This window comes from Flavobacterium sp. S87F.05.LMB.W.Kidney.N (assembly GCF_004366435.1).
Taxonomy (GTDB): domain Bacteria; phylum Bacteroidota; class Bacteroidia; order Flavobacteriales; family Flavobacteriaceae; genus Flavobacterium.
On record NZ_SODX01000003.1, the window covers coordinates 356,433 to 382,747 of the forward strand.

The 26,315-nt window shown below is 31.8% G+C and carries 21 protein-coding genes; 5 read left to right on the forward strand and 16 right to left on the reverse strand.

From position 1 onward, the window contains the following. Positions 1 to 74: 74 nt before the first annotated feature. Positions 75 to 1,133, forward strand: a complete 1,059-nt coding sequence (locus EDB96_RS10805) for a hypothetical protein (RefSeq protein ID WP_134140736.1) — start codon at positions 75 to 77, stop codon at positions 1,131 to 1,133. After that, positions 1,093 to 3,354: a hypothetical protein gene (locus EDB96_RS10810; protein WP_134140737.1), complete on the forward strand. Its 2,262-nt coding sequence runs from the start codon at positions 1,093 to 1,095 to the stop codon at positions 3,352 to 3,354. Before EDB96_RS10805 ends, EDB96_RS10810 begins: the two co-directional genes overlap by 41 nt. 398 nt (positions 3,355 to 3,752) lie before the next feature. Here the strand turns inward: EDB96_RS10810 and EDB96_RS10815 are convergent, their stop codons facing one another. From EDB96_RS10815 to EDB96_RS10830, 4 genes are all read right to left on the reverse strand, one after another. Continuing rightward, positions 3,753 to 5,072 (reverse strand): APC family permease, encoded by a 1,320-nt coding sequence (locus tag EDB96_RS10815; protein WP_134140739.1) that lies wholly within the window; start codon positions 5,070 to 5,072, stop codon positions 3,753 to 3,755. Positions 5,073 to 5,217: 145 nt separating this feature from the next. Further along, positions 5,218 to 7,446, reverse strand: coding sequence for a TonB-dependent siderophore receptor (locus tag EDB96_RS10820; RefSeq protein WP_134140741.1), 2,229 nt, complete (start codon positions 7,444 to 7,446; stop codon positions 5,218 to 5,220). Positions 7,447 to 7,686: 240 nt separating this feature from the next. Beyond that, positions 7,687 to 8,412, reverse strand: a complete 726-nt coding sequence (locus EDB96_RS10825; RefSeq protein WP_057119028.1) for a DUF4198 domain-containing protein — start codon at positions 8,410 to 8,412, stop codon at positions 7,687 to 7,689. Positions 8,413 to 8,708: 296 nt separating this feature from the next. After that, positions 8,709 to 11,030 (reverse strand): TonB-dependent receptor, encoded by a 2,322-nt coding sequence (locus EDB96_RS10830; protein ID WP_057119025.1) that lies wholly within the window; start codon positions 11,028 to 11,030, stop codon positions 8,709 to 8,711. A gap of 251 nt (positions 11,031 to 11,281) precedes the next feature. Here EDB96_RS10830 and EDB96_RS10835 point away from each other — a divergent pair, with 251 nt between their 5' ends. Continuing rightward, positions 11,282 to 12,442 (forward strand): MFS transporter, encoded by a 1,161-nt coding sequence (locus tag EDB96_RS10835; protein WP_134140742.1) that lies wholly within the window; start codon positions 11,282 to 11,284, stop codon positions 12,440 to 12,442. A 46-nt stretch (positions 12,443 to 12,488) separates the two neighbouring features. On the opposite strand, the gene EDB96_RS10840 is transcribed toward EDB96_RS10835, so the two are convergent. The 4 genes from EDB96_RS10840 to EDB96_RS10855 form a co-directional block, all read right to left on the reverse strand. Continuing rightward, complete coding sequence (locus EDB96_RS10840) at positions 12,489 to 12,992, reverse strand: DUF6265 family protein (RefSeq protein WP_134140743.1); 504 nt, start codon at positions 12,990 to 12,992, stop codon at positions 12,489 to 12,491. Between the two features lie 91 nt (positions 12,993 to 13,083). Then, on the reverse strand, positions 13,084 to 13,560 hold the full coding sequence (locus tag EDB96_RS10845; protein ID WP_134140744.1) for a DUF6265 family protein: 477 nt from the start codon (positions 13,558 to 13,560) through the stop codon (positions 13,084 to 13,086). 412 nt (positions 13,561 to 13,972) lie between these two features. Then, positions 13,973 to 16,276, reverse strand: coding sequence for a type IA DNA topoisomerase (locus EDB96_RS10850; protein ID WP_134140746.1), 2,304 nt, complete (start codon positions 16,274 to 16,276; stop codon positions 13,973 to 13,975). A 267-nt stretch (positions 16,277 to 16,543) separates the two neighbouring features. Then, complete coding sequence (locus tag EDB96_RS10855; RefSeq protein WP_134140748.1) at positions 16,544 to 17,038, reverse strand: SRPBCC domain-containing protein; 495 nt, start codon at positions 17,036 to 17,038, stop codon at positions 16,544 to 16,546. Positions 17,039 to 17,141: 103 nt separating this feature from the next. On the opposite strand from EDB96_RS10855, the gene EDB96_RS10860 reads away from it, so the two are divergent. Further along, the gene (locus EDB96_RS10860; protein WP_134140749.1) at positions 17,142 to 17,471 is read left to right on the forward strand and encodes a hypothetical protein; all 330 of its coding nucleotides are present in this window, start codon (positions 17,142 to 17,144) and stop codon (positions 17,469 to 17,471) included. 322 nt (positions 17,472 to 17,793) lie between these two features. On the opposite strand, the gene EDB96_RS10865 is transcribed toward EDB96_RS10860, so the two are convergent. From EDB96_RS10865 to EDB96_RS10875, 3 genes are all read right to left on the reverse strand, one after another. After that, positions 17,794 to 18,945: a RelA/SpoT domain-containing protein gene (locus tag EDB96_RS10865; protein WP_134140750.1), complete on the reverse strand. Its 1,152-nt coding sequence runs from the start codon at positions 18,943 to 18,945 to the stop codon at positions 17,794 to 17,796. 174 nt (positions 18,946 to 19,119) lie between these two features. After that, positions 19,120 to 20,007: a hypothetical protein gene (locus EDB96_RS10870; RefSeq protein ID WP_134140752.1), complete on the reverse strand. Its 888-nt coding sequence runs from the start codon at positions 20,005 to 20,007 to the stop codon at positions 19,120 to 19,122. Further along, positions 20,004 to 22,160, reverse strand: a complete 2,157-nt coding sequence (locus tag EDB96_RS10875; protein WP_134140753.1) for an NACHT domain-containing protein — start codon at positions 22,158 to 22,160, stop codon at positions 20,004 to 20,006. Before EDB96_RS10875 ends, EDB96_RS10870 begins: the two co-directional genes overlap by 4 nt. Positions 22,161 to 22,578: 418 nt before the next feature. Between EDB96_RS10875 and prfA the strand changes: the two genes are divergently transcribed. After that, positions 22,579 to 23,655, forward strand: a complete 1,077-nt coding sequence (gene prfA / locus EDB96_RS10880; RefSeq protein ID WP_134140754.1) for a peptide chain release factor 1 — start codon at positions 22,579 to 22,581, stop codon at positions 23,653 to 23,655. A gap of 612 nt (positions 23,656 to 24,267) precedes the next feature. Here the strand turns inward: prfA and EDB96_RS10885 are convergent. Genes EDB96_RS10885 through EDB96_RS10905 form a run of 5 tightly spaced genes read right to left on the reverse strand, consistent with a single transcriptional unit; the run spans position 24,268 to position 26,282 of the window. After that, positions 24,268 to 24,666, reverse strand: coding sequence for a hypothetical protein (locus tag EDB96_RS10885; protein ID WP_057118999.1), 399 nt, complete (start codon positions 24,664 to 24,666; stop codon positions 24,268 to 24,270). Between the two features lie 35 nt (positions 24,667 to 24,701). Continuing rightward, a complete protein-coding gene (locus EDB96_RS10890; RefSeq protein ID WP_134140755.1) occupies positions 24,702 to 25,061 on the reverse strand; it encodes a hypothetical protein in 360 nt (119 codons plus the stop codon). 49 nt (positions 25,062 to 25,110) lie between these two features. Beyond that, positions 25,111 to 25,395 carry a YtxH domain-containing protein gene (locus EDB96_RS10895; protein WP_057118996.1) on the reverse strand — a complete coding sequence of 95 codons (285 nt, stop codon included), beginning with the start codon at positions 25,393 to 25,395 and terminating at the stop codon, positions 25,111 to 25,113. Between the two features lie 52 nt (positions 25,396 to 25,447). Next, positions 25,448 to 25,600 carry a lmo0937 family membrane protein gene (locus EDB96_RS10900; RefSeq protein ID WP_109192514.1) on the reverse strand — a complete coding sequence of 51 codons (153 nt, stop codon included), beginning with the start codon at positions 25,598 to 25,600 and terminating at the stop codon, positions 25,448 to 25,450. A gap of 34 nt (positions 25,601 to 25,634) precedes the next feature. After that, positions 25,635 to 26,282: a porin family protein gene (locus EDB96_RS10905; protein ID WP_057118993.1), complete on the reverse strand. Its 648-nt coding sequence runs from the start codon at positions 26,280 to 26,282 to the stop codon at positions 25,635 to 25,637. Between the last annotated feature and the right edge of the window lie 33 nt (positions 26,283 to 26,315).

Below are 26,315 nucleotides of genomic sequence, written 5' to 3' on the forward strand. Positions count from 1 at the left end.
TTTTTAAATATAAGTATATTAAAAATCTATAATTTTAAGTACAACTTATCTCTTTAATTTTATTCTCATTTATAATGAAAAACAGTATTTTACTTCTTTTTATTTCAATCGTATTTTGGTCTTGTTCGAATAAAGAAAACAAGATTGAAAATGTTGAAAGGGCCTTTTACTACTGGAAAAGTAGTTCGTATTTTGATGATGAATCTGTTAAAGGGATCAATAAATTAAAGGTAAAAAAAATATACTATAAATTATTTGAAGTCGATTACAATGAGGCGATGGGTAATTTTCCTTATCAAAAAAATTCACCAAATGAATATATGTTTCGTAATCTGGATTCTCTAAATATTGTGCCGACTGTTTTTATAAGAAATGAGATATTTCAATATAATGATGAAAGATCGCTTGATAAGCTTGCAGATAATATTGTTTTTCTAATTGATAAATATCATAAGGAATCATATTACAATAGTCAAGAAAAGGTAATTTTTGAATATGATGAAATTCAAATTGATTGCGATTGGACAAAATCAACTAAAGACAAGTATTTTTATTTGCTGAAAAAGATTAAAGAACTCTCAAAAAAACAAATAAGTTGTACACTTCGTCTTTATCCTTATAAATATCCAGATATTATGGGAGTTCCACCAGTAGATAAAGCAATGCTTATGTGTTACAACTTAATAAAACCATTAGAAAACAAAACAAAAAATTCCATTTTAGATCTGGATGAATTAAAGTCATATTTAAATAAAAGAAGAAGTTATCCATTACATTTGGATGTAGCATTACCCGTTTTTTATTGGACACAATGGTATCAAAATGATCGTTTTTCTGGCTTGTTGAATATAAATTCTGCCGATATGAAAACATTTACAAAAGAAGTTAAGCCAATGTGGTATGAAGTAACAAAAGATACTACTTATAATGATAAGAATTATTTTAGAATTGGTGACCAGATAAAATGTGAAGAAGTAGATTCAAAAAAAATAATGGAGGCAATTTCAATTATAAAAAATAATGTTGAGCTGGATAAAAACACCACAATTTCATTATTTGATTTAGGCGAAAGTACTTTTAAAAAATACAGCAATGCAGAAATTTCTAGTTTTTACAGCTCTTTTAGTAAGTAGCTTTTTCAAGAGCTTTGCTTGCGGTTATTCTCCGTATGGCGAGGACATTCGGTATTCTATTCTTAAACCAGAGTATTTTAAATTTTCCGGATTCGGAGCATTTTATTATAATGCTAATATTTTGGGATATAATTATGATGAAAAAAATAGTAATAAAGCAATTGATGCTAATATTATAGATTGGTATAATTATACCAATAAAAAAGTTTCAATAAATGAAATAGAGGATTTTAATTTCAATTTATCATTTACAGATATTAATCCAAAAAGTAATAACGAATTTATCAGGTATTTATATGAAAACAATAAAAAAGAGGCTATTGCTTATTTAAAAATAGCTAAAAACAGCGAAATAAATCCTTATGAAGAAGACGTTTGGGAACGAAATGAATTTTTGGATCATGATCGAAGTGCGTTATTAGATAAAATAATTCACATTATACAAAAAGAACAAAACCAATATTTTAAGCGTAAGTATGCTTTTTTGGCAATTCGGCTTGCCTATTATTCACTAAGAAGCGAGAAGTTAGAATCCGTATTTGAATCAAATTTCAGAAATAAACAAAAAGATTATCTCTATTATTGGAGCCTGTTTTTTTATACAATGAGAAATTCAGATCCAGGGAAAATAATTGATGTCGTTAATTTGATGGCAAATTCTGCTGAGAAAAGATATGCAAGTTATTATTTTTTTGATTTTGAAGTTAAGGAAGCTTTAAAATATGCCAAAAGCAAAGAAGAAATAGCAAATATATATGCCTATGCTTCTGTACAGAAAGTAGATAAAAACCTTAATTATTTAAAAAAGATTTATATAAATAATCCAAAATCTGAAATTCTGGATTTTCTGATTTTACGTGAAGCTAATAAGATTGAAGATTGGGTTTATACTCCATATTACTCTAATTATTCGCCTTCCACTGAATTTGGATCATCTTGGTGGATCAATGAGGGTGATAAAATAACAACTGAAACTTTAAGAAAACGTTCTGAAAAAGACAGATTGTATGCAAAAGAAGTTCTGGATTTCATAAATTCGGTTGAAATCAATAAAACTCAAAATCCCTTAGTTTGGAAAGCGATTCAGATTAATTTCCAATTTATATCTAAGGATTATTCTTCTTGTTTAAAGAGAATTGAATCTTTTGAAAAAGAATATCCCAATGAGAAAATAACAGAAGAAATTGAAAAGATAAAGGCACTTTGTCTTACTGCGAATCAGGAAAATGGAAATGCTGTTATAAAACCTCAAATAGAAGATATTATTTTAAAATATAAAGATGATGAACGTTTTATTTTTGCTTTAGGGCGTGAATTAGAATTTAGAGGTAATATTGAAGATGGATTAGCTTTAATATCTTTAATTAGTAATAAACAAGATTATGGTTATAATTACGATAATGTGGAATGGCGTTCTAATAGAATTAAAACTTCTGGAAATCTAGAAGAATTTTACACCTATTTTGATTATTTAGATTTTGTTTATTCGGCAAATGATCTTCAAAAAATAGTAAATAAAATAGAAGAGAACAATACAACTGATTTTGAAAAGAAAATCTATGCTAAGCTTATTCGTGATAAAGATTATCTCAAAGATTTACTGGGAACAAAATACATTCGCGAAGATCAATTAAATAAGGCTTTAACCACTTTCAAAGAATTACCTGAAAAATACTGGCAGGATAATTATAATGGTTGGGAAAGAGGAAAATATGATGAGTATTATCTGTTTGACCAAAATCCGTTTTATGATTTTAAGCATACAAAAAACTTTATTCAGCATGAAGAAAAATATTTTGTAACCAAACTTTCTATAACTGAGCATTTGATTAAATATACCAATTTGGCAAATAACTCAAAAACAAAAGATCGGGATTATTACTATTTTTTAGTTGCAAATTGCTATTACAATATGACAGATTATGGGAATTCCTGGATGATGCGCCGTTATTCGAGTAGATCATATTGGGACAAATACAATAATGAATCCTATATTGATGACATTGAATATAGAAGTAGAAGTAAAGCTATCGCAAATTATAAATTAGCTTATCAAAATGCCAAAACAGATAAATTCAAGGCACTTTGTTTGCGAATGATGGATTATGCTGAAAAGAATGAATATTCTAGTTCAAAACGAGTTAAAAAACAATTTCCTGAATTCACTTCAGATTTATCGGGATGTGAAAGTTTAGAAGAATATTTTAAAGCAAGGAGATAGCAATATATTTTAGTAATGGACCCGACAGATTTCAAAAACCTGTCGGGTTTTGTTTTAAGTTATTTTCTATCCACTTCTGTGTACTTCTATTATTATGAAAACCTAATGTTTGGAATTCATCTATTCCTTCATCGGCTAACTTCTTAAAGGTCTAAAAAATATAAATAATTAAAATAATCAGACGTTTCTACGGAACGTAAATACGTTTTGTTTAACCTTTTTCTACCGACGAAATGTTCCGATAGAACAGAGTAATAATTGGCAGAAAAAAGACTAAAGTACTACTGTTTCATCGTAATATCTAAAGATTCAATATATGTCCCGTAGGAACATTTCATCGGTAGAAAAAAATAAAATCATAATCGTATCGTCCCTTCGGGACGTTTGAAAATTTCAAATTAACCCTTTTTAGTTTTCCTCAAAGCCAAAAATAAAGGATAAGAAACAATCGTAATTCCGATAATAATTATAAAACTTTTAGGATCACTGTAAATGAATCCCACTAACAAAGCAATAGAAGCTACAATAGCAATTATCGTTGTCCACGGATACCAAAATGAGCGGTAAGGTCTTGGCAAATTGGGCTCTGATGTTCTTAGTTTTAAAAGAGAAAAGTAGGCAAGTCCCCAAACGATAATCGAGATAAAAGCAGCAAATGAAAACAGCACTTCAAAAGAACCGATGCAGATCAAAAATAAACTTACGAAAGATGAAACTAACAATGCAACAATTGGTGTTCCTCCTTTATTGATTTGTGTTCCTTTTTCGATAAAAAATCCATCACGGCTTAATCCGTAAAGAATTCGGGGCGGAATCATCATAAAAGCATTCAAAATACTAATTAGTGAAAAGATAGAAATTACAGTAACGATTACAGCGCCATTTTCTCCAAAAAGAATTTTAGCCACATCGGCCGCCGCGAGATTTGATTGAGCTAAAGTTTCGATTGGCAGTACGTGGAAAAATGCAGCATTTACCAAAACATAAATTGCCATAACGAGTAAAACTCCACTATATAGTGACTTCGGAATATTTTTACTTGGATTATCATTTTCTTCGGCAAAAAAACAAGCGCTGTTCCAGCCATTATAAGTTCCGATAATAAGTTGTAATGATTTAAAAAATCCAAAGATTAATCCGATTTGAAAGAAGCTGCTGTCTGTTTGAATCGCTGGCACTTCAACACCAGAATACATGAAACAAGCTACAACTAAAGCCACAAAACAAATCACTTTTAAAAAACTGGTAATCTGTTGTATAACACTTCCGTTTTTGACGCCACTTAAATGAATTAATACAAAAGCAGTCAGAAGTGAAATCGCTATTACTGTTGAATAACTAGCCAATGCTGGAAATAAAATGATAAGATATTCACTGATTACGATGCAATAAAATGCAGGCGGAATAACATTTGTTATATAATCAAACCAGCCGGATAGAAAACCTGCATATTCGCCAAAAGCTCTTTTAATATAATTATAAGATCCTCCGGCTTTTGGTAACATTGTAGCCAGTTCTGCATAAGAATTAGCACCAAGCAAAACATAAAAACCGCCAAAAAGCCATGAAGCGATTATGAGCCAGTAATTATTAAGCATTTCTGCGATTGTTCCTGGAGTTCGTAAAATTCCAACGCCGATTGTTCCTCCAATTAATACGGCAATGTTAAAACTAAGGCCTAAACTTTTCTTTAATTGGTTTTTGGTGGAATCTGACATATATGAATTTTAAATTTAAATGGTATTTGATGACAAAAGTACTTATAAATAAAGACACATTTTTAACAAAATAAAAAACCTCACCTTTTGTAAGATGAGGTTTAAATTCTCAAGAACTCAGAAAGAGAAATCTAATTCAAAAATTTTAGAATTTATAACGTAAACTAGTCATTATCTGACGCGGCGCAATAGGATTGACACTGTAATTTTCGTGAACGGTATAATTTAATTCGTTTGTAATGTTCGATAATTTGCAAAGAATAGAGAACTTGTTCCAAGTATATCCCACAGAAGCATCAATTGTAACATACCCTTCTAAAGGTATTTCTCTATGGTAAATGCCATCAGGATATTTGGTAGTATCAGTACTGTGTTGGTCATTCCATCCACCTAAACGGTCGCCAATGTAATTTCCAACAGCTCCTAAAGATATTCCTTTAAAGAAACCATCTTGTACTGTGTAAAAAAAGCTTAAGTTTGCCGTATTCGCAGGAGTTCTAACCAAACGATCGCCTTCTATAAAACTTCCATTTAAACCAGATGTTTTAGAATAACGCATATCGTTATAGCTATAACCGGCAATAATACTTAAACCTTCAACGGGTCTTGCTGTAACATCAATTTCCACTCCTTTACTTTTAGTTTCACCGCTTAAAACTTTTACGTTTGTATCAGTGTTTAAACTTCCATCAGCTTTAAATTCAGCTGTTTGGGCTAGATTGCTGTTTACGATTTGATAAACAGTAACATTTGTGCTTAATAATCCTTTTAAAAAATCGGTTTTAATACCAGCTTCATATTGGTCAATAATAGATGGTTCAATTGGTTTTAAATCAGCTGTTGTTCCTGTATTTGGAGTAAACGAAGTTGAATAACTTCCGAATATTGAAACGTCTTTTCTTGGCTGGTATATCAAACCAAATTTTGGAGAAAATGCATTATCTAATTTTTTTGCACCAACAGTTGGGACTGCATTTTCTGGACGAACTGTCTGTACTCCTGAAACCGCAGTTTCCTTGTAAGTAGTAACTTCAGCTTCCTGCCATGACCAGCGCATACCCGCTAATACTTTAAATTTTTCAGTAATTGAAATCAAATCTTGGAGGTAAATACCAAAACGATTGGTTTCTGTTTTTGCAATTTGAGTTGCTCTCGCGTCAGGTATATCATTTCTTTGCGTTGACGGATCAAAATTGAAAAGATTGATAGTGTCATAATTTGCAGGATTAAACGCAAAAGTATAAGCTGTAGCAAAAGAGTTTTCCCAGTCTGCACCTGTAAATATTTGATGCTTTACAGATCCAGTACTAAAGTTTCCTTGAAGACTTAACTGATCTCCTAAAATTTGTTCTAAATTTTCATTTTGAACTAATGGTCTTGTCCAGTCTCCGTTATCTTTTATTGTAGATAATTGCGCTGTAGATTTTGAAGCCCTGTCATAAGACTGAAAAGAACTGTTGAAGTTAAGCTTCCAGTTTTTATTGAAATCATGATTTAATAATACAGAAGCGCTGGCAGATTTAGTTGTACCATTCGACCAAAGCGATCCGTAGAAAGCATTTCGAGGTAAATCAAGAATTTTGGTACCAATAATTCCAGTTCCAAAATCTGGAGTCCAGTCTGCACTTAAATAATCTCCCTGAACTGTAATTTGTGTTTTTGGATTAATAACAAAAAGCAACGATGGATTAATATATAAACGTTCGTTTTTTACAACATCTCTAAAGCTTTCTGAGTTTTCGTAAGAACCATTAATTCTAAATGCGATTGATTTCGTTAAACCTCCATAAAAATCAAATGCTGGTTTGTAATATGCATAGCTTCCTATTTGCATTGAGATTTCTCCTCCACTTTTAAATTGAGGCGTTTTTGTTACCAGATTTAAGATTCCTCCAGGAGCTACATTTCCAAATAATAGGGCAGAACCTCCTTTAAGAAATTCTACTTTGTCTAAACCAGAAACATCTGGAATAGAACCTGCATTATAGCGAAATCCGTTTTTAAACATATTGTTGGCAGACATGTCATAACCTCTAGAGAAAAAAGATTCTTGTGCACCTCCACGCGCAGAACCAACGTAGACACCATTAGCATTTTTTAAAACCTCACTTAATCTGATGGCTTGCTGCTGTTCGATAACTTCAGATCCTATAACTTGTATTGATTGCGGATTATCCATTGGTTTTAATCCTGAGCGCACTGCTGTTACAGATTTTGGTTCCTTGTTTTTAGTAACTACAACTTCATTTAAAATTTGTCCTTTTTTATTTTTTACAGTATCAGTTATTGAAGAAGTAGTTTCGTTACTTGAATAATCTTGACCGTAAGAGGCAAAACTCAATAATCCTAGTGCTAACAGTAAATTATATTTCATGGTATTTATTTAGATTCAATAAAAATTATCGAATGCAAATATAAAGAGACAGCATCTTTAACAGGAAATTAAGAAGTGATTTTCTTGCTTAAATTTTGCTTATTTTTTTCTTAAGATTAGCTTAAGAATTTTACATTGATGTTTTAATTTTGTATTAATCGAATTATAAACACAAAAAAACCTCGCCGTTAAGCAAGGTTTCTTGAATTGAAATTAATCTAAGAATGAATTTTTCTAGAATTATTTTACTGTTATTTGGTAAGTAGCCATTTTCCAGATTTCGTCGTATTTTTTCCCATTATGATCTCCAGAAGCTTTTTCAGTATGAGCATATTCTACCATGTAGTTTCCAGACCAGATAGGTGTAAAAGAGAATTCTCCTTTATCATTTGTCCATAACTCTTTCTCCCATCCGTTTGGAGCGATTACTTTAATTTTTGTTTCTTTTGCAGAGGCACCATCATAGATAGCAAATCCAGTTACTTTTTCATTCTTTTTAGCAACGTCAGCATTTTCAGAAAATAAACCAATTTGATTTTTGTTTGCTGTCGCATAGTTTCCCGAAGCTTTGTTTCCAACTACCACAGTTGCACTTGAATTGTAATCTAACTTCATTGTACCATAAACATCTTTTACTGTATGCTGCATTACAATAGTATAAACTCCATCTTCGTCTGGTGTAAAGAATGCTTGATATTTATTGTCCAAAGCTTTAGAAGTAAGTTTAGTTTCTTTTTTTGAAGGTGAAATTACTATCAAAGTGAAATCCTTTAAATCCGAAAACCATTTATCTGCTTTTGTAATGTCATTATCAGAGAATTCTCCAAAGTAAACAGAGATTTCCTGAGCTTTTCCTTTTGTTCCAGTTGCTTTAGTTTCGATCCAAAGTGCGTGAGCAAATATTTGTGGTGCTGCGAATAACATTAGGAATAAAAAGGTTAATGTTTTTAAAGTATTTGATTTCATAAGATCAAGTTTAAAATTATTAGAATGATATTTTTTACAAACATAACTCTTATTTAGAATAATTAAAAATAAAAAATCATAAAAAAAACTAGAATCCCATTGAAATAATCTTTAGTCGTATAATATTATTCTTGTTTAAACTCAAACGAATTTTCTAGGTCAATTAGACCAGATAAGCTAAGCCATGAATTTAAGAATGAGTTTTTTTAAATGCCAGATGAGATATTCTGAAAAGATTATAATTAAAAAGCGCCTCAATTTTTTGAATTGAGGCGTTGGTTTAGTATATCAGGTTTTTAAAATTTGACTGTTAAATTTGCTAATATGCTGGTTGGTGCCTGCGATGAACCCCAGAAATCCCAGTATTTTTTATTGGTTAAATTATTAAACTTTAAACCTAATCTCCATGACGGTTTTTCGTAATATACTGTTGCATTGTAAACAGTATAAGATGGCATATAAAACGTGTTTTCGGCTGTAAAATAATTTTTGTCAACATAGTTAGCACCCGCACCAAGTCCTAAACCTTTTAATTTATTTTGAAAAGTATAAGTTGTCCAAAAGTTAACTACATTTTCTGGAGAAGATGTTGCTTTATTTCCTTCAATTGCGGCAACAGAAGCTTTTACAATTCGGTTATCATTGTAAGCATAACCCGAAACAATACTTAATCCATTAAATGGAGTAGCCATTAATTCAAAATCTACACCTTTACTAACTTGCTTACCATCTTGTACAGTAAAACCGGCAGCATCAGTTCTTGTAGCATTGTCAATCGTAATGTTGTAATAGCTTACAGATCCGCTTAATTTTTTGTTGAATGCGTCAGCTTTAATTCCTCCTTCATACTGAACTGCATAAATTGGATCTAAAACTAATTGTGTTGCATCTGGCTGGGTGACCGGCTGCATGTTTTGGAAACCGTTCATATAATTTCCAAATACAGAAACTTGATCTTTTACAACTTCATACACTAATCCTAATTTCGGAGAAAGAGCAGTCTGGCTGTAACCTTCTACAGTTCCTACTTTCGCACGTTCAAAATTATCCAAACGTAAGCTCAACATTACAGAAAGTTTGTCTGTAAAATTTACTACATCGCAGGCATAAACACTAAAAGTTTTTTGATCTGCAACTGGTGACGTTGTTAATACAAGGCCTGCATCTACTGCTTTTCTTCTAATTGGTGAGAAAGGAGCTGTTACATCTATATTGTCAAGCGTAAAAGTAGATCCACCTGAGAAATTAGAGCTGTAAAGGCGGTAGTTTACACCAGTTAAGAATTTATGTTTGATACTTCCTGTAGAAAATTTTCCGTTGATATTTTCTTGAATGTTGGTATAGTTATTAAAAATTGGTCCCCACAAACCAACTCTTCTTGCCGTTTGTGTTGGAGAACTCCAAACAGCATAACTCTGATAACTGCGTTCTACATCTTCTCCTACAAATGAAAAAACCGTTGTAGATTTCCAGTTCTCTGATATTTCATATTCGGCCTGAGCGAAAAATTTTGTTGCAGTTGATTTCGCATCGTTATCATCATGAAACATCGATTTTTTATAATCGATTTTCAAATCGTTCGGATTGGTAATTCCAGAAGTTGCAGCATACGTATTGTAAGTACGTCTTGTATTGTTAACGTTATAAAGTTCTGCATCAAAATTAAAAGTCAGTTTTTCAGAAGCTTTATAAGTAAGACTCGGTGCAAAAAGAAGAGTATTGTTAAAACCATAATCCAGAAAACTCTTCTCTCTATTTACAGCAAGATTAATTCTGAATAGAACTGTTTTATCTTGATTTAGCGGCGTATTCACATCTGCTGTAAGACGGTTTAAATTGAAACTTCCTGTTGTGTAAGATACTTCGGCAGCGGTAGTTTCAAAAGGTTTTTTCGTAACAAGGTTTACAACACCTCCAAATGAAGAAACAGACGAACCAAATAAAGTTCCAGAAGGCCCTTTCATGATTTCGATACGCTCTACGTTACCAAGATCAACAGAAGAACGGCCGGAAGCTGTTTCCATTCCGTTTCTTGCATTAACTCCTGTAGAAAAACCTCTAAAAATTACCCCAACGCCTCCAGAAGGAAAGCTGATAGAAACAACACCAGGCGAATTTTGAACTGCGCTTTTAATATCTACAGCAATTTGTTCCTGTAAAAGTTCTTTCTGAATAACACTGTAAACCTGTGGGTTCTCAAGATTTGTTAATGGCATTCTGGCAACATAATCTGTTTTTTTAGATAAAATGCTTTTTTTACTATTTACCACAACTTCTTTAAGTTCTTTATTTGAAACTTTTAACTGCAAATCCACAGCTGCGGTTTCACTTTCTGAAACAATTACTTCTCTTTCTGAAGTTTCATAACCTGTTAAGGACACTTGTAAAATATAGCTGCCTGGCTTTACTCTGTTGAATTCAAAGTTTCCATTTTCATCAGAAACGGTCCAGTATTTTGAGTTTTTTAAGATGATATTGACTCCCGCTGCCTGTTCACCATCTGAAGTTGTGATGGTGCCTTTAACTTTTCCATTTTGCTGGGCAGACATGATAAAGAACGAAAAGACAAAACTAATTGCCAATAGAAAACGTGATGTTTTCGGATTAAAATATTTCATTGGTTTTTAAAATTGGTTTGTAATTAAATTTTATTTAGAATAAATAAAAACAGTGCAAATGTAGAGATTATTGTTTTTTTAACAAATAATATTGAAGTTCATTTTAGTTTTTTAATGCAATAAGTTTTAAAGCGAAGAAAAGTCTTTAATTTTTTTAAAATAAAAGCTGAAAATTGTATGTATTTATTAAAGCTAAAACAACCAATAATTTGTTTGAAAAGCCTTAATTTTGCAGTCTGAAAAATGACTTCATGATTTTATCTTTCTTCAAAAAAATTCAAAATACACCAAGAGGATACCGTATAGCTAATACTGTTTTCTTTTTTCTTTCTGGTTTTGGATATTCTTCTTGGGTCTCAAGAATTCCGCATATACAAGCACAATTGCATTTATCCGAAGCACAATTTGGAGCAGTTTTATTTGCTTTTCCGATTGGTTTAATGCTGACAATGCCTTTCACCGGAAAACTTTTAAATAAATACAGCAGCCGTTACATTATGCTTTTAGGAGCTATCATGTTCAATATTGTATTGTCTTTACCAGGTTTAGTTGCATTTGTATGGCAGCTGGTTATGGTACTTTTGATTTTTGGAGCCTCTCGCAATATTTTCAATTTATCGATTAATGCGCAGTCGCTTGAAGTACAGAAATTATATCCAAAATCTATTATTACTCGTTTTCATGCAGTTTGGAGTATTGCCGTTTTTTCTGGAGCTGGTTTAGGCTATGTAATGGTGACACAGAAGATTGCACCATCGCATCATCTATTAGGTGTGAGCGTTTTTATGCTGGCACTGACAGCTTGTTTTTATCCAATGAGTATTCATAATGAACCTGTTCCCGTTAAAAAGAAGTTCTTCTCAATGCCTGAAAAAAACTTAATTAAGTTTGCCTTAATTTGTTTTGTTTCTATGGCTTGCGAAAATACGATGTACGATTGGAGCGGAATTTACTTCGAAAACATCTTAAAAGCTTCTCCAAAATTAACCAGTGCAGCATTTGTATTTTTCGCATCTGCAGTAACCTTAGGACGTATATTTGGTGATTATGGGGTAATGAAATTTGGAACTAAAAAAATCCTCATGTACAGCGGTATATTAATTACAATAGGTTTCGGAATCTGTTTTGTACTTCCGTATGCATATCCAACTATTTTTGGCTACGTTTTAATCGGATTTGGGGTTTCCTGCGTTGTTCCGTTAGTATTTAGTATTGCAGGAAGATCATCTAAATTAAGCAGTGGTTCTGCCTTAACTTCTATATCTACAATTGGTTATCTTGGTTTTTTATTGGTTCCGCCAATGGTTGGTTTTATCTCTGAATATCTAAGTATGAAATGGGCGTTTTTGATTATGGCGCTTTTAGGTATTTTGATGATTTTTATGGTGAATAAGATTGGGGAGAATGAGTAGGTTTTTTTAAGGTGCTAAGGTACTGAGGTACTGAGGTTCTAAGTTTTCAGCGTTTCTTCATAACGAATCTTTCGGTATTGGGTTTGCCGTTTTTTAGCCCTGAAATTTCTGCAATTAATGAATCTTTTTCTACGAGATTATAAATAATTTTATTAGGAAAATCATGTTTAGGGTTTTCAAAAGTTATTTGATTTTCTGTTGCTGAGGTCATTTCGAAACTTACCGGTAATTCCTTATTTTGTCCAGGAACCGTTACAATATAAGCCAGTTTACCATTCGCTTCTACTAAACGAACATGCTCTGCAAAAACAGTGTCGTTTTGCCCCACCACAAAATAAGATTCGCCTAGATAAACTGAATCATTTTCTTTTTTCCAGCGTTCGGTAAGTTCACCTTCAGCCGATTTATTTCCCCATTCTCCAATAAACCATTCTGCTTTTGCAAGTTTAGGGTAGGTTTTTATAGGAGCTTCTGTTTTGGTTTCTTTTTTGCAGGAAGAGAAAATTCCTAAAACTACTATTAATGGAAATAAAATGCTGTTTAGTTTCATGATACATTATGATTTTTGTTTTAATCAATCAAATTAATATTTTGGATTTAAACGTTTTACTTCTAAAATTCTAATAAGTCAGTGCGTAAAATTACTTCTTCGTCATAACAAACTTCTCAGAACTAGGCTTCCCATTCAATTTTCCAGAAATCTCAGCTGTTAAAGTATTATTTGCGCCTTTTGTATAAGTGATTTTTTGAGGATAATCGTGTTTCGGATTTTCGAAAACCAATTGTTTTTCTGACTCTGAAGTAGAAGGGAAGAAAACAGGCTGATCGTTATTTTGTCCTTTTACGGTTGCTTTATACGTTAAAGTTTCTCCTAATTGCGCTAAAACAATAGTTTCAAAATGCAAAGTATCTTTTCCCTTTATGAAATAAGAAGATGCGCTGAAAGTACTATCGTTTAACTTTTGCCAGTTTTCAGATAATACACCGTCAGGAGTTGTGTTTTCCCAATTTCCAATTAACCAATCTGCTATTTTGATTTTGTCTTTTTCAACAGTTTCTTTTTTCTGGCAGGAAACAAAAGCTATTGTAAGTGCAATAAGAGTAATTTTCTGAAACATAATTTATAAGGTTTTGATTGTACTAAAGTATGAAAAATTTTGTTGCCACGAATTACACTAATTTTCACGAATTATTTTTGAAATTGGAATTGTTTACTTTGCCACAGATTAAAAGGATTGAAATGATTTTTCTCCCGCATAATTAAAGCGGATTTTAAGCTGCCACGAATTACACTAATTTTCACGAATTATTTTTAAAATTGGAATTGTTTACTTGCCACAGATTAAGAGGCTTAAAGTGATTTTTCTCTCGCAAATTCTGCGGGTTTAGGCTAATTACAGCAGATTTTAATAATTCAGATATGCAGAATCTGCGTGAAAAAAAAATTAGTGAAAATTAGTGTAATTCGCGGCAAAAAGCACAGTTCAAAAAAATCATTTCAATCCTTTTAATCTGTGGCTAAAAAATAAATTAAACGCTTTCCTCTAAAATCGAATAAACCAACTCTTTTGTAGGCTTTTGATCTTTTAGTTTAGCTCGAACTTCATCAAAAGTTACTTTAAAATCGCATCCTGATTTGTATGCTGCGCATCCGTAAGCGGTTTTTCCTTTTAAGATTGTTCCTTTTTTACATTTCGGACATATTAGAGAATCCGATGTTGGAGTGGCTGCAGTCTTTGGAGCTGTTTTTTTAGGTTCTAATTTCAGTTTGTAATTTTCTTCAAAACGAATTAAACCTTCAACCGTTCCATCCTCAGTCTTAAACCCTTTTATATTTACAGTTGAACCTTTTTGAATCAATCGTAAATACTGGCTTTCGGTAATTTTTTTATCGGCAAAAACATACGGCAATACAAAATCACAGCCCGATTTATATTCGCTGCATCCAAAAGCCGATTTTCCTTTTATGAAATTTCCTTTTTGGCATTTCGGACAAGTTTCGGCTAAAATCCCTGCTGCTTTCTTTTTTTCTGCTTTTACAACTGGTTTTTGTACCGTTGCCGCATGCGAAATGTTGGCATGTTTTGTTTCACTTCTTACTTCATAAACCAAAGCTTCAACCATACGTTTCATGTTTTTTATAAACGCTGAGGCTGTAAAAGTTCCTTTCTCAATATCTTTCAGCTGTTTTTCCCAAGAACCCGTAAGTTCAGCCGATTTAATCAATTCATTCTGAATCGTATCAATCAACTGGATTCCAGTTACAGTTGGTAAAACCTGTTTTTTATTGCGGACAATATACTGCCGTTTAAAAAGCGTTTCGATAATATTCGCACGCGTTGACGGACGACCGATTCCGTTTTCTTTCATCAATTCGCGTAAATCTTCGTCATCGACTTGTTTTCCTGCCGTTTCCATGGCACGCAGTAAAGTTGCTTCGGTAAAATGATTGGGCGGTTTGGTTTCTTTTTGAAGGAAAGAAGGTTCGTGCGGACCTTTTTCGCCCACAACAAAACTCGGCAGTAAATCGGGTTCTTTTTCTTTCGCATTCGGATCTTCAAAAACCACACGGAAACCTTTTTTCAAGATTTCTTTTCCAGTGGCTTTAAAAGTCACATCGGCAGCTTTTCCGATAACTGTGGTATTTGCGACTAAACAATCGTCATAAAAAACAGCAATAAAACGTTTGGTGATAATATCATAAACCTGCTGCTGATTGTACGGCAGATTAATTTCAATTCCAGTTGGAATAATTGCGTGGTGATCGGTTACTTTTTTATCGTTAAAAACCTTAGGCGATTTTTTAATTTTCTTTCCTAAAAGCGGTTCTGTTAAAGGAGCATAATGCGTTAGTTTTTGCAGAATACCAGACACTTTTGGATAAATGTCGCCCGGAAGAAAAGTCGTATCAACCCTCGGATACGTTATGGCTTTCTGTTCGTACAAAGTCTGCGCAATTTTAAGCGTTTCCTCTGCCGAAAATCCAAATTTCTGATTACAATAAACTTGTAAACCTGTCAAGTCGAATAACTTTGGCGCATATTCATTTCCGTTTTTTTTGTCAACAGAAACAATTTCGAAGTCACTTTCTTTGACTTTTTCAGCCAGAACTTCACCGTCTTCTTTGTTTAGAAAACGACCCTCTTCATAACTGAAAATCGTTTCTCTGTATAAAGTCTGTAATTCCCAATACGGCTGCGGTTTGAAATTTTCGATTTCTTTAAATCTTTCCACAACCATTGCCAATGTTGGTGTCTGCACGCGCCCAATAGACAAAACTTGTTTGTAACCGCCGTGTTTTACGGTATACAAACGCGTTGCATTCATTCCGAGAAGCCAGTCGCCAATTGCTCTTGAGAATCCGGCATAAAATAAATTATCGTAGTTTTCAGAAGGTTTTAAGTTGTCGAAACCTTCTTTTATAGCTTCGGTTGTAAGTGACGAAATCCAAAGACGTTTTATTTCGCCTTTATAATTTGCTTCATTCATTACCCAGCGCTGAATCAATTCTCCTTCCTGCCCGGCATCCCCGCAGTTGATAACCAATTCGGCTTTGTCGAAAAGACTTTTAATGATTTTAAACTGTTTTTGAATTCCTGAATTCTGAACCACTTTGGTTTCAAATTTTTCAGGAAGCATTGGGAGATTGTTCAAATCCCAGCTTTTCCAGTGCGGTTTGTAATCGTTGGGTTCTTTTAAGGTGCATAAATGCCCAAAAGTGTAGGTTACGGCGTAACCGTTTCCTTCATAATATCCGTCGTGTTTGGTATTAGCGCCCAAAACAGATGCGATTTCTCGTGCTACACTTGGTTTCTCAGCAATACAGACCTTCATTCTTTCTTTTCTTATTGAAGAGCGAAGTTAGGATTTTTTTTTTGGTTTGCCACAAAGGCGCGAAGGCGCTAAGTTTTATGATTTATGTTTGTTTTCAAAGACTGCCAAAAAAAGGCAATTTAAAATTAGAAATTTTAAAAGTAGAAGAGGAGGTTTAATATCCGTTTACGTTTTAAGTCAGCAGCATCCTAAAAAGAGATTTCTTTTTGGGATGTTTTTTTATAATTTTTCCGATTCACAAAAATCAATTTTGAAATATTATTCAGCTTAATTATTTATCATCGGATTCAAATTCTCATCTTTATTGCGTAAATCCAAACCACCTTCGTAAACCGATTTAAGATTGATGAGATAAAAATGCCAGCCATTGGAACAGCCCAATCTTATATATTGTTTCGAAGAATCATCTGTTGGAATATTATGATGACGAAGTTCTACTATCGTGTAATCATTGCTTTCGCTCAATTTTACATCTACAAGACAATCTCCTTCAAATGTAAACTGCAGTTGGTCTTTTCCGTTAGCAGCAATGATTTTTCCTTTCATTGTGTCATCATACAAATACCAAAGCCATTCATAGGTATTGCCTTCAGAAACATTTTGGTCTTTACTTACCAGCTCTTGATTACTATCAAAAAATGATACTTTTTCGAGAAACCATTTTTCAAGTTCCCCAGCCTTTGTCCAAGCGTTATAAATATCGCTGATTTTAGCTTTAACGGCTATTTTTTTGGTGAAAGAGGTCCAGTCGAAATTTTCCATGGTTTAGGTTTTTATAATATCAGTTGCATACGACCGATTGTATACAATCACGTAAAAATAATCTATTATTTCTAATTTCGTTTTGAAATAAAAATGGAAAATGATGGAAACACAGAATAAAGAAAGAGCCGAAGAATTGTTAGAATTAATAAATAAAGGAAGATATTTCACCAAACTAAAACCAGAGCTTAAAGAAGCCAACTCGTTTACCATACCGCTAAAAGTATCTTCTTATAATGAATTAAATCTAATGGTTTCAGATTTGCTAAAAGCAAGTATTATTTTACTTAATCCAGATGCAAACGGTTTGTCGAGTTTTACAAAAGACAATAATGTCAATGTAATGACTTTGCTTGAAATCGCCTTGCAGTTATTGCCAGAAGATGAAATGGAGTTGTTGGATGAGGTTTATAAGGTTGGGGTTGAGTTTTGAGTATAAAAAAACGCAAAAGGTTTTTTTAGACTTTTGCGCAGATTTTTTATTTCTATTTTAAAATAAAATCTAGTAAGATATCTATGAAAATTTTAAGCCAATTTTTCTTTTTTGGTTTAGTCTCTTTCATATTTTAGAAATTGTTGTGAAATATGATAGCGCGGATTTGCAATCCGTGCCTCCCCTACGCTAGTGCGAGCGTCCTGCTCGTGAACACAATAAAAATCAATTAAAAAGATTATGCACGATCGCTAAGCTCGCGCCAGCGGGGGCAAAAGTGGTTGAGGCTTTTACGCATTTTTTTTGTTTTATTTAGATCTCTTTAGTCTTTTTTTATATTTATATCGTCAAGAATAGAAGAATTATTTATTTTAGAAATTGTTGTTTTTGTAATTGAAGCTAAATCTTTATTATCAGTAATATTTGGAAATACTGGTTTTTTCAGGTTTGTAGAATTGATTGGTAAGGAGGAGGATAAACTGGGAAATATTGGTGATATAGGTCCCTCAAATTCACTTAATGCAGTAATTTCAGCAAAGTTAGGTAAAGTTGAGATGTCACTTATCATCTTGGCAACAGAATTACTGATATTTATATAGTCGGTTGATAATTTAGGCATTTTTAATTTCTCTAATCCTTCTGTTAAATATTTTTTATCTGATTCGGCTACTTTCAGTTCTTTAATTTTTGTCTCTAATTCTAAAATTAAATTATCTTTTTCTAGCATTTCCTGTTTGAAATTGTTTTCTTTATTCTGTAACTCTTTTTTTAGATACTGAATAAAAGTTCCCATTTCATCAGCACTACCAGCAAGTCTGTTTAGGATTAATAGAAATTGTCCAAAGACAGGATTGTCTTGGTCATATGGATATCTAATTGTATGATCGATTTCACTCCACGCTTCTTCAAAAATTGTTCTGACTTGAATTTCAGCAAAATATGTTTCTTTAGCTGGTTTCGTTTGAATAATATAATGAACAGAACGGTAACCATAATTATGCTCTTTGACTACACAACCCAGTTGTTCAAATTCCTTTTTATAATCATATGAATCTCCATCCCTATAATTTGCAACGGGAGTTTCCTTTAAATCCCATGTCGAAGTTATTACTTCATGAATAGAGCTCCATTCTTCTTTAAATAAATGTAGAGCTCGAAGACCAATTAAATCTGTTAATTCAGATTTATAATTTTTAATTGTAATAATTTGTTTTGGATCTTTAATTCTTTTTCGAATGATTTTTTCTATTACATGTTCAGCATCTTTTATCCTATATCTAACAGAATGAACATTTGATGTTTTCATGAGGCTATTAAAAATGTATATCGCAGATGATTCTAGTTTTGGAATTTCTTTACAATAATCTTGATAAATTGCTTTTAAATCGTTCCAAGCCAAAGTTGTAGCTTTGAATTTATCTGGATTTATATTATATTTTTCTAAGAAAAGTTTTTGCTCTATTAGTTTTTCCATCACGGTTAATTTTTTTTTAATTGTAATATGGCATTAAACGATTAATTATTGTAGATTACAATCTTCAAAATCTACAAAATACTAGAGGGCGTGGAAATGTCCCGAATTCGTACGCTTCACAGTAATTACTTTTAATTTTGAATTAATAACACTTCTTATAGCAGAGTAATTTTTTTAAATATTGCTTTTAATAAAATCGGGGGTTAATTGACTTATTTTATCATTCTTAATATAAACATGATTAATAAAAAAGATAATATTATTAAAATTTATGGGCAGAGGTATTTCAATCTTAGAAAGTTTATCTACAATAGAAGCTCTGTCAGCTTTGAAAATTTGTTTTGCTAAAGTATTATCTTCATCTAATATTTTTCTTAAATCTTCTCTAATGATACTAAAATGAAATTTGAGTCTATATTTGTTTCGTAGCATAGCTTCCCATTTTTTTTGTTTAAAGTGTTGGTAAGCTAGCTCATTGAATAATGATTTCATTGCTAAATCATTTACTTCTAAATTTGCATAAATTCCGTTCAGTAATCTCTCTTTCTCAGAGTGGTTTATCCAATCTCCTTTCGTTTTATATCTTAAACTATGGTCTATTTCGTGCCAACCTTCAGATAATATTGTTCTTAACTGTAATTCGAAAGTACTATCGGATAAAAGGAGGATTTCATTTTTAGTTATATTAATTACGCCATCAAAAATTTCTTTTTGACCTTTACTAAACGAGTATATAATATTTGTCCTTTTTGGTTTGAAAACTGTCAGCTCAATATCGTCAATTTCATCATCAACATAATCAAAAATATCAGAAAGAATTTTTTTTACTAAATTAACATCATCATAAAAATATGTAACAATTCGAACTCCAATAATGTCCTGCATTTTTTTTCCATTCTCACTGTAGGGCTCTCCCTGTTGTTTTTTTCTATTAATTTTTTCCATTGAAGAATTAATGTCTTTGACCCGACTAAAGATTCGATATAATATTCCTACTTTGTCAAGTCTTTCACATATTGTAGAGCAAATATCTTTTTCAATTAATTGTAAATCTCTATTCATTGATTGTTGTGGTTTAAATAATTCATTGCTTCTCTAGTTATAAATCCAACATCATCTTTGAAATGAAGAAATTCTTTACGAATTAAGGAATCAATTATAGTGTTGATTTCCTTATCTGAATATTCATTTAATCGAAGTTTTATCACTGAAAATTTTCGAGGTTTAGGCCTTTTGCTATCTACTTGTAAAAATTGATGCAACACCTGTTGTTCTGTCAATTCATTTTGCTTAATAACTTTATTTTCGTCATTATCCTTGCAATATAATGAGTTTATCTGTCTTAGAAAGTCATTGTTATCTTGACATACGTAGATTCCAAAGTCTTCGTAGATTATTTGTGTTCTACTTTCTAGTATACAATTATAAAATTTACAATTTTGAAATGATGATTTTTTAAAAGAAGAAGTCGAAAAAGTACAGTTTTCAAAAGTAATGCCTGCAAAAACACAGTTTTCAAAAATGTAATTTTGAAAACTTAAATCTTTTAAATTTCTGTCAGCTAAAAATAGTTGACTAAAATTCCGCTTGATTTCGTTCTGCAAAAAATAATCTGCATCAAAATAAAATTCACTATCATAGCCAAAATCATAACTATTATAAACTGTCCATAATTTAAATTTATTTTCGGTGCTTTGTATTTTTGAGGCTTCAATAGATATTTGCGCAAAATCTTGGGGAATAACTCTGCTAAACTTATCTTTATAGTGTTCTTGAAATTTTTCTAAAATTAGATTTTCACTGACCAAAAAACCGAATATAAATTCGTTTATAAAACCAACATTACCATCTGTTTTTCTATCCAGAAAAACGTGATTTGATAAAGTCTCAGTCAATTCTTCAATTGAAGGTTTTTCTTCAGATTTATATTCTTTAATAGTTTCTTGTAAAATTTTAATATTATAGTCTTTAATAAAATCCTTAATAGTTTCCTTTGTTTCTGCAGTAAAATTATATTCACACATGAATCTATTTAATTTCCTAAAAATTCTAAATTGTGCTTGATTATCTAATTTTAAATTCTGTCTTGTACGTTCTCTTGTCAATAAATAATCAAAATATTTATCAATTAATGTACTTTCTTTTGAAGTAAGAAAATCCTTTAATCTTTCCATTGGGATATTTCTCAAATAAGATAAAAGGACTGGGTTAGAGATTTGATTTATAGGAAAGCCATTTTCTTCAATAAATTTTGTTCGCTCTGGATGCAGCCAGTTTTCAATAGTTGGTTCTTTAATCTCAAATCTAGCAAGAGAAAAATCCTCTATTGATGAATTAATTGTTTCAATAAATTCATCACTATTTAAAATTGCTGTCTTTCTTGATGTTATAACTATTTTTGCATCATTTTGAAGTAAATCAACTATTGTTGATAGCATACTTTCTACATCTTCTTTGTTGCTGTCTTTAGTAATTAACTCATCAAATCCATCAATAATTAAAGGAATTCGACCTTTATAAATTTGTTCTAAAACAACATTTTGTTTAATACCATTAGGAAATTGTTCATCAATTTCATTTAAAAGTATATGTTTGAATACTCTTGCTTCTCTATTTCTAGATAATTCAGTAAAGAATGGTAGTTTATTGGAATTTTCAAGAGTTATGCTGTTTAAAATTTCATTTGCTGTACATGTTTTTCCAAAACCTGCTGGAGCTTCGATAATGATAAATAACGCACCTCTAGTTTGAGTAAATAAATCATTAATTTTAGAGATTATGCTATTTTCTTTCGAAGAGTATGATTTTGCTTCCGTGATTTCACCAAGTTTGTTTTGTACTATCAAATCAAAATCGCTATCAATATATTGATAATTGCTTCCTTCGGGTAAGTTCAAAAGTTGTTTACGAACGAAGTTTTTGTATCTATTTTTTAATTCATTACCTAGAGGTGTTTTTATAAAAAAACCTTCAAATAAATATTCTTCAACTTCATCTAGGTTTTTAACTACCTTTAAATCAGTGGCATATCCTAAATCGGATAATTCATTTTTAAATTTAGAAACATCAGTATTTTCATCGAAAGATATTATTTCTGCGGCGTGATACATTCCGTATTGTAAAGTATAAATTCTGATATCTGTGGTTGAATTTTTGGCAATTTTGTAGTTATATGATTCAAATAATTTATCAACCATATTAAGCTTTTCTGTCATATTCTTAGATTAATTTTAATTTTAGAAATTATGTTGTTAACAAACATCGCATTTTATCCAAACTAACCAACAAGTAAAAACACCTGATTTTAATAAAAAACGATATTCCAATTATTTTTGATAAAAGTAACCCTTTTAAAATCAGTGAATTTACGGAAATCCGTAAATGAGCTAAATAAAACCGAAAGCTTAACCGTGATAGAAGCGTCATCCTTTTAGACAAACAAAAAAAAGATCTTATTAAACCGAAAAAGTTCTGTCAAAAAGATATAGCGTCCCGAGGCTTTGGGAGCAGGAATCAGCTCCAAAAAATAATCCAAATCCCACTAAATATCCTCCACAAAAAACACAAAAAATCAACACTAGAATAATCAATAAATATTTCGTAATTTTGCAGTCCAATAAAAGGAATTAGAAAATGTTAGATAGACTTCAATATGTAAAGCAGCGTTTCGATGAGATTTCGGATTTGATTATTCAGCCGGATGTTATTGCTGATCAAAAGCGTTATGTGCAACTCAACCAAGAATATAAAAGCATAAAAGCTTTGGTTGAAAAGAGAGAAGAATACATTCTTGTTTTAGCCAATATTGACGAAGCAAACGAAATTATTGCTGATGGAAGCGATGCAGATATGGTTGAAATGGCCAAAATGCAGTTGGATGAAGCAAAAGAACGTTTACCGCAGCTAGAGGAGGAAATCAAATTTATGTTGATTCCTAAAGATCCTGAAGATGCTAAAAATGTTATGGTGGAGATCCGCGCCGGAACGGGTGGGGACGAAGCGAGTATTTTTGCTGGGGATTTGTTTAGAATGTATACTAAATATTGTGAATCACAAGGATGGAGAACATCTGTTGTGGATATGAACGAAGGTACTTCTGGAGGTTTCAAAGAGGTTATTTTTGAGGTTTCGGGAGAGGATGTTTACGGTACTTTGAAGTTTGAAGCGGGTGTTCACCGTGTACAACGTGTACCACAGACTGAAACGCAGGGTCGTGTGCATACATCGGCTGCTACTGTTATGGTTTTACCAGAGGCAGAAGAGTTTGATGTACAGATCGATATGAACGATGTTCGTGTAGATTTCTTCTGTTCGTCTGGACCTGGAGGACAATCGGTAAATACTACGAAATCGGCTGTACGTTTAACGCACATTCCGACAGGATTGGTGGCGCAATGTCAGGATCAGAAATCGCAGCATAAAAATAAAGATAAAGCGTTAACGGTTTTACGTTCTCGTTTGTACGAAATGGAATTGGCTAAGAAAGAAGCTGAAGATGCTACAAAACGTACTTCTCAAGTAAGTTCTGGTGACCGTTCTGCTAAAATTCGTACGTACAACTACGCTCAAGGTCGTGTAACTGATCATAGAGTTGGTTTGACTCTTTACGATTTAGGAAACATCATGAATGGTGATATTCAGAAAATTGTTGCGGAGCTTCAATTGGTTAACAATATGGAGAAATTGAAAGAGGCTTCGGAGGTATTTTAATTTTTGAAGGTTCTGAGGTTCTGAGGTGCTAAGGTTCTGAGGTTTTTTTTCTTCAGGTTCAAAGTTGTAGAGGTACTAAGGTTCAGAGGTTTTTTAATCTGAGGTTCAAAGTCGCAGAGGTACAAGGGTTCAGAGGTTTTTTCTTGAACTTATATATAAAATTTAAGCCGAACTTTGTTCGGCTTTTTTTATTTTGAAGTTTAATTAATTTTAAATTTATTAAACTTCAATTTTTTTGTTTTTGAATATTGTCAACGCTTTTTTCGTTGGCTCATTCTATAAAGTAAAAGAGACTGCTTACTAATGTAAACAGTCTCTTTTGTTAAGGTTGAGATTTAAGTTTCTATTATTTATAAAGACTTTACAAAATTTCGATTATCGAAATAAAAAACCTTAATAACTTAGAATCTTAGCACCTCAGAACCTCTAAAAAATATAGTGAAGGTCTTATCTTCATCAACCGCTTTCCCCAATAAGCGTATGATGAAAGTTAGATACCTAGAAATACTCTCGTATATTCAAAACATTTATATAGATTAGAGTAAACGTATACACCATTTTTTAATACTATTTCGCTTAACTTTTCCATAATATAAAATTTAAGTTTGACAATTACTCTCTGGATGGTTCATATTGTGATGATTCTTCTTCTGAAGTTTCACTTGAAAATTCGTCTGATTCATGATCGTGATGTGGTTTAGAAACCAGATTGGTTACGATAAGCTGTACAAGTGATCCTAATACTCCTTTGAACATTGAATCGCCTTTTCCGACGATGAATCTTTTTGCCAGATATCCAATTCCAATACTAATTGCAGACTGTGCCATGTGACTTTTAAAACCAACTGTTTCGTTAATTTCTTCAACAGTATTTCTAATTAAATTTATTGGTTTCAAATTCTCTTTGACATCCTCGATATGATCTTTGATGGCGCACCATTCTGAATCTTGACGGACTTCTAATTCTTGAATTTTTTGATTTAATTGATCAATAGTGTATATAGCCTCCATAGATTAGTCTTTTATAATTATTAATTAATTAAATCTTAATTCTTTGTTTCTTTTAAAATACTTGAAATAATAGTATTTCCAATAGGTGTTTTTATCAATTTATGATGTGATTTTACAATAACAACAGCAACAATTAAGTAAAAAAGTGCCATGATAAAAAATCCATAATAATATTCTCCAAGCAGTTGTCCAACCCATAAACTAATCCCTATATTAAGGAACAAAGTAAAAAATGCAACAACAATCCCGATTGCTATCTTAGATGCTAGCGATGAAACACCGTCGGCAACTGAACATACTGTTTTTAGTTTTAATAATTCTAAACTTGTTTTAGCATAGTTTTCAGCTTTTTCATATAGATTTAAGTTCTCGTTTGTTGTTGCATTTGGTTCCATGATATAGGGTTTTATGGTTTGAAAAATTCACTTATTAATAGCTATTATATTAATAGTTTGTTTTTACAGTTTTAGCTTCATCTTTGATAGAATTGAAATCATCTTTCACTTGATTAAGTTTAGATTTTCCTTCTTCGATAATATCTTTACCGTTTGAAGTAATAGTACTTACAATACCATCAAATTTTGTTTTAAGGTTATCTCCGTAATCTTTCGATTTATCTTTGATTTTTTTTCTTGTATTTGAACCTTTATCTGGTGCAAACAATACTCCTATAAACGCTCCCGCCGCTGCGGCTCCTAAAATTCCTAAAATTGTGCTACTAGTTTTCATAATAATTGATTTAATGGATTAATATTTAAAATTTGTTGATTTAATATTTAATTTAAATTTCTCGACCTTTAATAAGTCTTAGCAGTACTGCGATAATGGCAATAACTAACAGAATGTGAATAATACTTCCGAAACTGTAAACAAAGAACCCTAAAGCCCAAAGAATTACCAGAATCACTGCGATTGTATATAATAAATTTGACATGGCTTTTTATTTTAGTGGTTTATAATTAGTTCTCTTAATTTAACTTATACGAAAGGTATAATGTCAAATTGCTGTTTTTTGCATCTGGAATTGTGTAAGTTGTTCCTGCAACAGTTCTTTCTTTACCTACAGTTGTTAAACCATAATTGTAACGAACTCCAATGCTGATAGGATCAAAATCAACTCCAACACCTGCAGCAATACCTGCATCAAATTTGTTTAAATCATCTCTGTCAATTTCTTGGTCAAAATCAAAAGATCCGTCTCCTGTTACTTTAGAACTTACTAAGTAAGAAGCATAACCACCCGCATGTACATTAAAGTTTTTTGTAATATTTACTCTAACTAAAAGCGGAAGTTCAATATAATTTAATTTGAATTTTGTATTCCCGCTTGCAAAAGCATTGTTGTATTCAAATTCAGCACCTTTTGTAGTAAACAAAAGCTCTGGCTGAATCGCTACAAAATCTGAAATAGGAAGTGTAGCATAAACCCCGGCGTTAAAACCGTATAAAATATTATTGTCATCTACATCATCTCCACTGCCATAAAGGTTAGACATGTTGAATCCTCCTTTTACACCGAACTCGGTATTTACATTATTGTCTTGAGCGTGCAGCATTCCAAATGAAGCTGATAAAAAAAGTGTTAAGGCGCATAAAAAATTTGTTTGCATTTTCATAGTTAAAAAATTTAGTTAATTGATAGATAAATA